The organism is Pseudomonas sp. MIL19, assembly GCF_028680365.1.
Taxonomy (GTDB): Bacteria; Pseudomonadota; Gammaproteobacteria; order Pseudomonadales; family Pseudomonadaceae; genus Aquipseudomonas; species Aquipseudomonas spirodelae.
Genome location: NZ_JAPPVG010000031.1, coordinates 26,586 through 36,325, shown reverse-complemented (window position 1 = coordinate 36,325; position 9,740 = coordinate 26,586). Strand labels below are relative to the sequence as shown.

At 57.7% G+C, this 9,740-nt stretch carries 11 protein-coding genes and 4 tRNA genes; 7 read left to right on the top strand and 8 right to left on the bottom strand.

From position 1 onward, the window contains the following. Window positions 1–148 precede the first annotated feature (148 nt). From N1078_RS16270 to N1078_RS16240, 7 genes are all read right to left on the bottom strand, one after another. Window positions 149–235, bottom strand: a tRNA-Leu gene (locus N1078_RS16270). Between the two features lie 112 nt (window positions 236–347). Continuing rightward, window positions 348–421 (bottom strand) — tRNA-Cys (locus N1078_RS16265). Between the two features lie 41 nt (window positions 422–462). Further along, window positions 463–538 (bottom strand) — tRNA-Gly (locus N1078_RS16260). Window positions 539–605: 67 nt separating this feature from the next. Continuing rightward, complete coding sequence (pgsA, locus tag N1078_RS16255; protein ID WP_274089199.1) at window positions 606–1,166, bottom strand: CDP-diacylglycerol--glycerol-3-phosphate 3-phosphatidyltransferase; 561 nt, start codon at window positions 1,164–1,166, stop codon at window positions 606–608. A gap of 33 nt (window positions 1,167–1,199) precedes the next feature. Beyond that, window positions 1,200–3,041, bottom strand: a complete 1,842-nt coding sequence (gene uvrC, locus N1078_RS16250) for an excinuclease ABC subunit UvrC (RefSeq protein ID WP_274089198.1) — start codon at window positions 3,039–3,041, stop codon at window positions 1,200–1,202. Continuing rightward, window positions 3,028–3,672 carry a response regulator transcription factor GacA gene (gene gacA, locus N1078_RS16245; protein ID WP_274089197.1) on the bottom strand — a complete coding sequence of 215 codons (645 nt, stop codon included), beginning with the start codon at window positions 3,670–3,672 and terminating at the stop codon, window positions 3,028–3,030. Before gacA ends, uvrC begins: the two co-directional genes overlap by 14 nt. 143 nt (window positions 3,673–3,815) lie before the next feature. Beyond that, window positions 3,816–3,905 (bottom strand) — tRNA-Ser (locus N1078_RS16240). Between the two features lie 131 nt (window positions 3,906–4,036). On the opposite strand from N1078_RS16240, the gene N1078_RS16235 reads away from it, so the two are divergent. The 7 genes from N1078_RS16235 (at window position 4,037) to N1078_RS16205 (ending at window position 8,261) form a co-directional block, all read left to right on the top strand. Beyond that, window positions 4,037–4,702 carry a Bax inhibitor-1/YccA family protein gene (locus tag N1078_RS16235; RefSeq protein ID WP_274089196.1) on the top strand — a complete coding sequence of 222 codons (666 nt, stop codon included), beginning with the start codon at window positions 4,037–4,039 and terminating at the stop codon, window positions 4,700–4,702. Window positions 4,703–4,813: 111 nt separating this feature from the next. Next, window positions 4,814–5,206, top strand: coding sequence for a sulfurtransferase complex subunit TusD (gene tusD, locus N1078_RS16230; RefSeq protein ID WP_274089195.1), 393 nt, complete (start codon window positions 4,814–4,816; stop codon window positions 5,204–5,206). 1 nt (window position 5,207) lies between these two features. Further along, complete coding sequence (gene tusC / locus N1078_RS16225; protein WP_274089194.1) at window positions 5,208–5,567, top strand: sulfurtransferase complex subunit TusC; 360 nt, start codon at window positions 5,208–5,210, stop codon at window positions 5,565–5,567. Further along, the gene (gene tusB, locus N1078_RS16220; protein ID WP_274089193.1) at window positions 5,567–5,866 is read left to right on the top strand and encodes a sulfurtransferase complex subunit TusB; all 300 of its coding nucleotides are present in this window, start codon (window positions 5,567–5,569) and stop codon (window positions 5,864–5,866) included. The genes tusC and tusB overlap by 1 nt, the downstream gene beginning before the upstream one ends. Next, a complete protein-coding gene (locus N1078_RS16215) occupies window positions 5,863–6,198 on the top strand; it encodes a TusE/DsrC/DsvC family sulfur relay protein (protein ID WP_274089192.1) in 336 nt (111 codons plus the stop codon). The genes tusB and N1078_RS16215 overlap by 4 nt, the downstream gene beginning before the upstream one ends. Then, window positions 6,195–7,178, top strand: a complete 984-nt coding sequence (locus N1078_RS16210; protein ID WP_274089191.1) for a glycosyl transferase family protein — start codon at window positions 6,195–6,197, stop codon at window positions 7,176–7,178. Before N1078_RS16215 ends, N1078_RS16210 begins: the two co-directional genes overlap by 4 nt. An 84-nt stretch (window positions 7,179–7,262) precedes the next feature. Further along, window positions 7,263–8,261 (top strand): glutathione S-transferase family protein, encoded by a 999-nt coding sequence (locus N1078_RS16205; RefSeq protein ID WP_274089190.1) that lies wholly within the window; start codon window positions 7,263–7,265, stop codon window positions 8,259–8,261. 45 nt (window positions 8,262–8,306) lie between these two features. On the opposite strand, the gene cysG is transcribed toward N1078_RS16205, so the two are convergent. Next, a complete protein-coding gene (gene cysG / locus N1078_RS16200) occupies window positions 8,307–9,701 on the bottom strand; it encodes a siroheme synthase CysG (protein WP_274089189.1) in 1,395 nt (464 codons plus the stop codon). Window positions 9,702–9,740: the final 39 nt, after the last annotated feature.

The following is a 9,740-nucleotide window of genomic DNA, read 5'->3' as shown; positions in this document are numbered from 1 at the left end:
TCCAAGTCGCCAGGCTCACCACCACAGTGAACCCGACAGCGCCAGTCACGGCGCTACGCGCCATGCCTGGCGCACCACAAAAAAACCGGCTCTAAAAGCCGGTTTTCTGTATTGCGGGTTAACACGGGTAGACCCAGGTTAACGTTGTTGGTGCCCGAAGCCGGAATCGAACCGGCACGAGGTTACCCTCGAGGGATTTTAAGTCCCTTGCGTCTACCGATTTCGCCATTCGGGCGGTAGCGCTGCGTTGCGAGGCTTGGACTATATACAGCCCGTGCACACCTCGCAAGGTTTCAAGCTTAAATGAAAAAGCCTCGTAAATCAGTGATCTACGAGGCTCTTCTAATTGGAGGCTGAGGTCGGAATCGAACCGGCGTTCACGGATTTGCAATCCGGTGCATAACCACTCTGCTACTCAGCCTTGAAACTAAACACGTGTCGTAAATAACGATACGTTGAAAATGGAGCGGGAAACGAGACTCGAACTCGCGACCCCGACCTTGGCAAGGTCGTGCTCTACCAACTGAGCTATTCCCGCTTGTCGTGTTGACGGGCGCCATTCTATAGTTTCATGGCTGGCCGTCAACCCCTTGATTCAAAAAAGCTTATTTCTTTTCGGCGGTGATCCGCAGGTGCGGCCATGCGGCCATCAGGTACTGGGCCATCGACCATAGGGTCAGCACGGCGGCAATAATCAGCAGCGCATAGCCCAACACGACCCAGGCAGTGAATGTCGGCGGATTAGCCAGCAGAATCACCAACGCCACCATCTGCGCTGCAGTTTTCCACTTGGCCAGCTTGGATACGGCCACATGCGCACGCGCCCCAAGCTCTGCCATCCACTCACGCAGCGCCGACACCACGATTTCGCGACCAATAATGATGGCCGCCGGTAGTGTTAGCCAGAGGTTGGAGTGTTCATCCACCAGCAGGACCAGGGCTACCGCCACCATCAGCTTGTCGGCAACCGGGTCAAGGAACGCGCCAAACGGCGTGCTCTGCTCCCAGCGGCGAGCCAGATAACCATCTAACCAGTCAGTGGCTGCCGCGATTGAGAACATTGCACTAGCAGCCCAATAGCTCCAACTGAAGGGGAGGTAAAAAAGCACAATAAATACCGGTATTAGCAATACACGGAGCACGGTGAGCAGGTTGGGGATGTTCATCGGCACAACTTAGCGATAAAGAGAGCCGGCATTCTACTCACTGTGCAGGGCGGCATAAATCGACTCGGCGAGTTTTTTACTGATTCCTGGTGCTTTGGCGATTTCTTCGATGCTGGCGCGAGACAGTTCCTGCAGGCCGCCAAAATGGTTGAGGAGCTCGCGGCGGCGCTTAGGCCCTACTCCGGCAACCTCTTCAAGTGTTGAGGTGCGCCGGGTTTTATCGCGACGGGCGCGGTGGCCGGTAATGGCGAAACGGTGCGACTCATCGCGTATTTGCTGAATAAGATGCAAGGCCGGTGAGTTTGCCGGCAGGGTGAACTCATGCGCGGCATCGTTCAGGTACAGGGTTTCCAGGCCAGGCTTGCGGGTCACCCCCTTAGCCACACCGAGCAACGTCAGGTCAGGCACGGCAAGTTCTTCAAGCACCTCACGCGCCATTGCTAGCTGACCCTTACCGCCGTCAACCAGGAGGATGTCCGGCAGCTTGCCTTCGCCATCCTTGATCTTGCTAAAACGCCGGGTCAGGGCCTGATGCATGGCGGCGTAATCATCGCCAGGGGTCACGCCTTCGATGTTGTAGCGGCGGTAATCCGACTTGAGTGGACCTTCCGGGCCGAATACCACGCAGGAGGCAACAGTCGCCTCACCGCTGGAATGACTGATGTCAAAACACTCCAAACGCTGCGGCACCTCATACAGATCCAGTGCTTGCGCCAGCGCATCAAAGCGCGCGGAAACATGCTGCCGATTCGCCAGGCGGGCCATCAGGGCTTGCTCAGCATTGGTCACGGCGAGCTGCTGCCAGCGCGCACGAATGCCGCGCACTCGATAGCTGATACTCAGCTCGCGGCCGCGCAGCTCATCGATTGCGGCGATCAGCGTGGGGAAGTCTTCGTGCTGAGCGTTGACGATCAGCTCGTTCGGCAGGTCGCGCTCCTGGCTGCTCAAGTAATACTGCGCGAGGAAGGCCAGCAACACACTGCTGCCCTCCTCCTCAATGGCAACCTGCGGGAAGAAGTTCTTACTGCCAAGGACCCGGCCGCCACGCACGCTGATCAGATGTACGCACGCGCCGCCCGGGTTAACCATGGCCGCAACCACATCGACATCCCCTTCGCCGCCCTCCATGCTCTGCTGGTCCTGCACCCGACGCAACAGTGAGATCTGGTCACGCAATCCGGCAGCGCGCTCAAAATCGAGCTTCATGGCTGCTGCTTGCATTGCCGTGGAGAGCTCATCAGTGAGGGCGTTGCTGCGGCCCTCAAGAAACATCACCGAATGTCGCACGTCATCGGCATATTCAGCGGGCTCGACCAGGCCCACGCAAGGGGCTTTGCAGCGTTTGATCTGATGCTGCAGGCAGGGCCGTGTGCGGTTTTTGTAAAAGCTGTCCTCACACTGGCGCACGAAAAAGGTTTTCTGCAGCAGGTTGAGGCTTTCGCGAATAGCACCGGCACTTGGGTAAGGGCCGAAGTAGCGACCTTTTTGTTTTTTAGCACCGCGATGGATGCTTAAATGCGGGAAATCGCCATCGGAAAGAAACACATAAGGGTAGGATTTATCGTCGCGCAACAGAATGTTGTACGGCGGACGCCACTCCTTGATAAGCGTCTGCTCAAGCAGCAGGGCTTCGGTCTCATTGGCGGTGATGGTGGTTTCGATCTGCGCAATTTTACCTACCAGCGCGGCGGTCTTCGGCGCTAAACCGCTTTGACGGAAGTAGCTGGCCAAGCGTTTTTTCAGGTTCTTGGCTTTACCGACATAGAGCAGCTTGGCATCCACGTCGAACATGCGATAGACGCCGGGGCGACCGCTGCAAGTGGAGAGAAACGCGCTGGAATCGAAGGTTGCGCGACTGTCGTCAGCTGCTGGCATCAATCATGCCGTGGCGCACGGCCAGTAGGGCCAGTTCGACATCGCTGGTGATCGAGAGTTTTTCGAAGATGCGGTAGCGGTAGGTATTCACGGTTTTCGGCGACAGACACAGCTTGTCGGAGATCGCTTGAACTTTCTGACAGCCCGCAATCATCAGCGCAATTTGGATTTCGCGTTCGGAAAGCAGATCAAATGGCGAATTGCTGCTTTGCGGCTGGAATGACTTGAGCGCCAGTTGCTGGGCGATCTGCGGGCTGATGTAGCGTTGGCCGGCGAAGACCATACGAATAGCCTGAACCATTTCTTCGAGCGCGGCGCCCTTGGTCATGTAACCCGCGGCGCCCGCTTGCAATAGACGCGTGGGGAACGGGTCTTCTTCGCAGGCCGTGACGGCAACAATTTTCAGGTCGGGGTGGCTGCGAATCAGCTTACGAGTGGCTTCAAGGCCGCCGATTCCCGGCATTTTGATGTCCATCAGGACAACGTCGGGCTTGAGCTCGCGGGCTTTGGTCAGGGATTCTTCACCGGACTCTGCCTGACCAACCACCTGCAATCCGTCGATATCAGCCAGCATTCGGGTGATACCGGTGCGCACCAGGTCATGGTCATCAACAACGAGTACCCTGATCAAACGTCACCCCGATTCACATCAATCGCCAAGAGCGAATGGTTGGGTTGGATAACAGGCGTTTTGCTAGGTTTCAGCTTGGTGCAAAACCGTCAAAATGCAAGCGTCAATAAAATCAGGCGCTGCAGGTGACGGTTTTCATAATATGGCGGAAGCGGTGAGATTCGAACTCACGGAAGAGTTTCCCCTTCGACGGTTTTCAAGACCGTTGCATTCAACCGCTCTGCCACGCTTCCGGCGTGTTGCGGGCGGCAATCTTACCCGAACGCAACACGCTGTCAAACTCTGCGTGTTGGCTGATTGCATCGCAATGCTATGATCGGGCTGAAATTGGTCACGGACCATCCGTCATTTAAGGAGTGTCGCCATGAACGAACACAATTATGTACTTGACCATACGCAGGTTGAACAGCAAGAAGTCAGTCGCGTCCTGCGCAATACCTATGGTCTGCTGGCTATCACCTTGGCCTTCAGTGGCTTGGTGGCCTACATCGCGCAGCGCGCCAATGTGCCTTACCCAAATATCTTCGTGGTGCTGATTGGCTTTTATGGTCTGTTTTTCCTCACGGCCAAATTGCGTAACTCGTCTTGGGGCCTGGTTTCGACTCTTGCCCTGACCGGTTTCATGGGTTATACCCTCGGTCCTATCCTCAATCGCTACATGGGTATGGCCAACGGCGCAGAAGTCGTCAGCTCGGCCTTTGCCATGACTGCACTGGTGTTTTGCGGTCTGTCGGCCTATGTACTGACCACTCGCAAGGACATGAGCTTCCTCAGCGGCTTTATTACCGCAGGCTTCTTTGTTTTGCTCGGTGCGATGGTGGCGGGCTTCTTCTTCCAGATCAGTGGCCTGCAGTTGGCGATCAGTGCGGGTTTTGTGCTGTTCTCCTCGGCCTGCATCCTGTTCCAGACCAGCGCGATCATTCATGGTGGCGAGCGCAACTACATCATGGCGACCATCAGCCTGTATGTGTCGATCTACAACCTGTTCATCAGCCTGCTGCAGATTTTCGGCATCATGGGCGATGACTAAGCTGTCGCCGCACTGAAAAAGCCCGCTTCGGCGGGCTTTTTGCTGCCTGCCACGCGCATCTTGGTGGCCCAGGCTTTATCATTTCGAAAAATTTGCCTCGCCAGGTTTGTCATGAAATTTGCCATCGCCCTGTTCTCTTCTCCCCACGCACCCTCGTCACGCCGCGCCCTGCGATTTGCCCAGGCGGCATTGGCGGGTGGGCATGAGATTGTGCGTTTGTTCTTCTATCAGGACGGCGTGCACAGCGCATCAAGCAGCGTGGTCAGCGCACAGGATGAAGTGGATTGGCCGCGTGAATGGCGTGAGTTTGTGCAAACACAACAGCTTGATGCGGTGGTGTGTATCGCTGCGGCCCTGCGCCGTGGCGTGCTGAACGTCGATGAAGCGCAGCGTTACTCACGCACAGCCGCCACGCTGGATGCCCCATGGGAGCTTTCCGGCCTGGGGCAATTGCACGAGGCGACGCAATTAGCTGATCGTTTAGTGTGCTTTGGAGGGCCATGAGATGAGCAAGTCACTGTTGATCATCAGCCGCCAAGCCCCCTGGTCAGGCCCAGGTGCTCGCGAAGCATTGGATATTGCCCTGGCCGGCGGTGCTTTCGACCTGCCGATTGGCATGCTGTTTCTCGATGACGGCGTGTTTCAACTGAGCAGCGCGCAACAACCAGCGTGCGTGCAGCAAAAAGACTTCGGCGCCAACCTGCAGGCGTTACCGATGTTTGGCGTGGACGCGCTGTATGTTTCGCAGCACTGCTTAGCCGAGCGCGGCTTACAAGAGCTATCCAGCAGCCTTGCTGTTACCCCCCTTAACGACGCCGAAATCAGCGCCTTGATTGACCATTACGACCAGGTGATTACGCTCTAATGGCTACCTTGCATGTGCTTTCGCACTCCCCATTTACGGATAACCGGCTGAGCAGTTGCCTGCGCATACTCGGCAGCCAGGACGCAGTGCTGTTGTGTGGTGACGCGGTATACACGCTACAAGCTGGCAGTGCGCAACGCCAGACGCTTGAACGGCTGCCTGAGGCCATTGCCCTGTATGCCCTGGATGAAGATGTACACGCCCGCGGCCTTGCGCACCCTGCTCGCCTTACGCTGATCGATTATCCCGCCTTCGTTGCACTGAGCTGCCAATACGACAAGGTAAATACCTGGCTATGACGGTATTGAATGTTGAGGGACGTAGCCTCCCGCTGGACAAAGATGGCTACCTGGTTGAACTGAGTGATTGGTCCGAGGCCACTGCTGAGGCGCTAGCGCAGCGCGAGGGCATTAGCCTGAGCAGCGAACACTGGGAAATCTTGCGATTGGTGCGCAGTTTTTATGACGACTTTCAGCTGTCGCCGGCCAATCGCCCGCTGATCAAGTTTATTGCCATGAAAATCGGCCCCGAGAAAGGCAATAGCCTGCATCTCAACCGCCTGTTCAATGGTGCTCCCGCCAAACTCGCCGCCAAGCTGGCGGGCCTGCCCAAGCCGACTAATTGCCTATGAACCTTGTGACCCCGCCCGAACATCCTTTCGCGCAATTTGTGCGCATCCTCGGCAAGGGTAAGCGCGGCGCACGCAACCTGACCCGCGAGGAAGCACGCGAGGCCATGGGCATGCTGCTCGATGGCCAGGCCGAAGAAAGCCAACTGGGCGCCTTCCTGATGTTGCTGCGGCACAAGGAAGAAAGCGCCGAGGAAATGGCCGGCTTTGCTGAAGCCGTACGTGCACGCTTACAGGCGCCGACGATCCCTGTTGATCTCGACTGGCCCAGCTATGCCGGCAAGAAACGTCACCTGCCCTGGTTTCTGTTGGCCGCCAAAGCGCTGGCCAATAGCGGCATTCGCATCCTGTTGCATGGCGGTGGGCCGCACACTGCGGGCCGCTTATACAGCGAGCAACTACTCGAGGCGCTCGACATTCCACTGTGCCGCAACTGGACGAGTGTTGAGCAAGCACTCGCCGATCAGCACTTAGCGTTTATCCCGCTGGGCGACTGGATGCCGCAATTGCAGCGGATGATTGACCTGCGCAATATCCTTGGCTTGCGCTCACCTATCCACTCCCTCACCCGCATTCTTAACCCACTGGGTGCACGCTGCGGCCTGCAGAGCATCTTCCACCCGGGTTATCAGGCCGTGCATCGCGAGGCTAGCCAGTTGCTGGGCGACAATGCCATCGTGATCAAGGGCGAAGGTGGCGAAATCGAGATCAACCCGGACGCCACCAGCCACCTCTACGGCACCGCCAATGGTGAAAACTGGGATGAGGAGTGGCCAGCGCTGTCGGCACAACGTCACGTCAAACCGCAATCACTTGAGCCCGATCATCTGGCGGCATTCTGGCGTGGCAACCTCGAAGATGCATACGGTCAGCTTGCGGTTATCAGCACCATGGCGCTGGCCCTGCGTGCCCTAGGGCGCAGCCGTGAGGCCGCCTTCGATGAGGCGAAACGCTGCTGGGAGGCGCGTAAAGCATCGAACTGACTGATGTGTTTAGTCGTCTTTTTACACTTTTTAACCGAGTACAAGCCGTTAGACTGACCCTTCATGCATCACGGAGTCAGTCCTATGGGCCTGCTTATAGACGGACACTGGCGAGACCAGTGGTATGACACCGGCGACAACGGCCGCTTTCAACGTGAAGACGCACAACGGCGCAATTGGATCACCGCCGACGGCGCGGCGGGCCCCAGTGGCACTGGTGGCTTTGCCGCAGAAGCTGGGCGCTATCACCTGTATGTCTCACTCGCCTGCCCATGGGCGCACCGCACGCTGATTTTGCGCCAGCTAAAAGGCTTGCAACCGCTGATTGGCGTTTCGGTCGTCAGCTGGTTAATGCGCGAGCATGGCTGGACGTTCGACACCGAGCACGGTGCCAGCGCTGATGCCCTCGACGACCTGACCTACCTGTACCAACGCTATACCGCCGATGACGCTCAATACACCGGGCGAGTGACGGTCCCCCTGCTGTGGGACACACAACAGAAACGCATCGTCAGCAATGAGTCAGCCGAGATCATTCGCATGTTCAACGGTGCCTTCGATGCACTGACGGGCAATCGCCTCGATTTTTACCCCGAGCATTTACGCGAGCAGATCGACGCCCTCAATGAGCGCATCTACCCCGCCATCAATAACGGCGTGTACCGTGCGGGTTTTGCCACGCGCCAGGATGCTTATGAGGAAGCGTTCGATGAGCTTTTCGACGCTTTGGATGATCTAGAAGCCAGCCTGAACAGCCGCCGCTATCTGGCCGGCGAGTATCTGACAGAAGCGGATATCCGCTTGTTCACCACGTTGATCCGCTTCGATGCGGTTTACCATGGCCACTTCAAGTGCAACCTGCGCCGATTGGAGGACTATCCCAACCTGTCCAACTGGCTGCGTGAGCTGTATCAGTGGCCAGGTATTGCCGAGACCGTGGATTTCATCCACATCAAAAGTCACTACTACGCCAGCCACGCCACCATTAACCCAACCGGGGTGATCCCCAAGGGGCCGCAGTTAGCCTTAGACCGAGCGCATGACCGTGAGCGTCTAGTGGGTAAGGGAATTTACCAAGGCTAAGTATGCCCCTGGGACCCAGCAGAGGGTCCCAGCTCCTACAGCCGCTTAATCGCGGCGAGTAGCGTCTTCGAACCAAGCCAGCTTTTCGCGCAACTGCACCACTTCGCCGACGATCACCAGGGTTGGCGCATGCACTTCATGCTCGGCGACCAGCTCGACCAGGTTGGCCAATGTCCCGGTAAACACCCGCTGGTTTTGTGTGGTGCCCTGCTGGATCAATGCCGCCGGCGTTGATGCGGCGCGCCCATGGGCGATCAGCTGTTTGCAAATCATGGGCAAACCCACCAGGCCCATATAAAACACCAGGGTCTGGCTGGAAGCTGTGAGCTCGTTCCAAGGCAGATCACTGCTGCCATCTTTCAAGTGCCCGGTCACAAAACGTACCGATTGCGCATGGTCACGGTGGGTCAGTGGAATCCCCGCATAGGCCGCGCAGCCTGACGCCGCAGTAATGCCCGGCACAACTTGAAACGGAATACCGTGAGCGGCCAGCTCTTCAATTTCTTCGCCACCGCGACCGAAAATAAACGGATCGCCGCCCTTGAGGCGCAGTACACGTTTGCCTTCTTTGGCCAGAGTGACCAGGCGTTGATTGATTTGCTCCTGCGGCAGTGCGTGCTCGGCGCGCTGTTTGCCCACATAGATACGTTCAGCATCGCGGCGGCACAGCTCGATAATCGCCGGCGCTACCAGGCGGTCGTACAGCACCACATCGGCTTGCTGCATCAGGCGCAGGGCACGGAAGGTCAGCAAGTCAGGGTCACCCGGCCCGGCGCCAACTAGGTACACCTCACCGAGTGCGCGCGGTGCAATGCCGGCAATTTTTTCTTCCAGCAGGCGCTGACCTTCCTGCAGTTTGCCGGCGAACACACTTTCGGCCACTTGGCCCTGGAACACGTCTTCCCAGAACACACGGCGCTGCTGTACATCGGGAAACAGGCCTTTGACCTGGGCGCGGAAGCGCTTTGCCAAGCCAGCAAGCTGACCATAGGTCGAAGGAATCCAGGTTTCGATTTTGGCGCGGATCAGCCGAGCCAGCACCGGCGCATCGCCGCCACTGGTAATCGCCACAATCAACGGTGAGCGGTCGACGATGGCCGGGAAAATCACGCTGCACAGCTTCGGCGCATCCACCACGTTGACCGGAATACCCAACGCCTGGGCCTGGGCCGATATCTCGGCATTCAGCGGCTCGTCGTCGGTGGCAGCAATAATCAGCGCCACGCCGTGTAAATCATCCGGCTGGTAATCACGCAGCAGCACCTCACCCTGGCGGGCCGCGGCCATTTCACGCAGTTCTTCACGGATATCAGGCGCGACCACCCGCAACTTGGCACCGGCATCGCTGAGCAAGCGCGCCTTGCGCACGGCGACTTCACCGCCACCGACCACCAGTACCAGGCGATCCTGCAGCTTGTGGAACAGGGGCAGAAAATCCATGACACGCACTCTCAATCAGATAAACAAAACGGGGCGGTA

What these genes read in the sequence shown, in the direction of transcription:
- pgsA (WP_274089199.1), bottom strand. Translation starts at nt 1,166, where the DNA reads ATGAACATCCCCAACCTGCTCACCGTGCTCCGTGTATTGCTAATACCG.
- uvrC (WP_274089198.1), bottom strand. Translation starts at nt 3,041, where the DNA reads ATGCCAGCAGCTGACGACAGTCGCGCAACCTTCGATTCCAGCGCGTTT.
- N1078_RS16235 (WP_274089196.1), top strand. Translation starts at nt 4,037, where the DNA reads ATGAACGAACACAATTATGTACTTGACCATACGCAGGTTGAACAGCAA.
- tusD (WP_274089195.1), top strand. Translation starts at nt 4,814, where the DNA reads ATGAAATTTGCCATCGCCCTGTTCTCTTCTCCCCACGCACCCTCGTCA.
- tusC (WP_274089194.1), top strand. Translation starts at nt 5,208, where the DNA reads ATGAGCAAGTCACTGTTGATCATCAGCCGCCAAGCCCCCTGGTCAGGC.
- tusB (WP_274089193.1), top strand. Translation starts at nt 5,567, where the DNA reads ATGGCTACCTTGCATGTGCTTTCGCACTCCCCATTTACGGATAACCGG.
- N1078_RS16215 (WP_274089192.1), top strand. Translation starts at nt 5,863, where the DNA reads ATGACGGTATTGAATGTTGAGGGACGTAGCCTCCCGCTGGACAAAGAT.
- N1078_RS16210 (WP_274089191.1), top strand. Translation starts at nt 6,195, where the DNA reads ATGAACCTTGTGACCCCGCCCGAACATCCTTTCGCGCAATTTGTGCGC.
- N1078_RS16205 (WP_274089190.1), top strand. Translation starts at nt 7,263, where the DNA reads ATGGGCCTGCTTATAGACGGACACTGGCGAGACCAGTGGTATGACACC.
- cysG (WP_274089189.1), bottom strand. Translation starts at nt 9,701, where the DNA reads ATGGATTTTCTGCCCCTGTTCCACAAGCTGCAGGATCGCCTGGTACTG.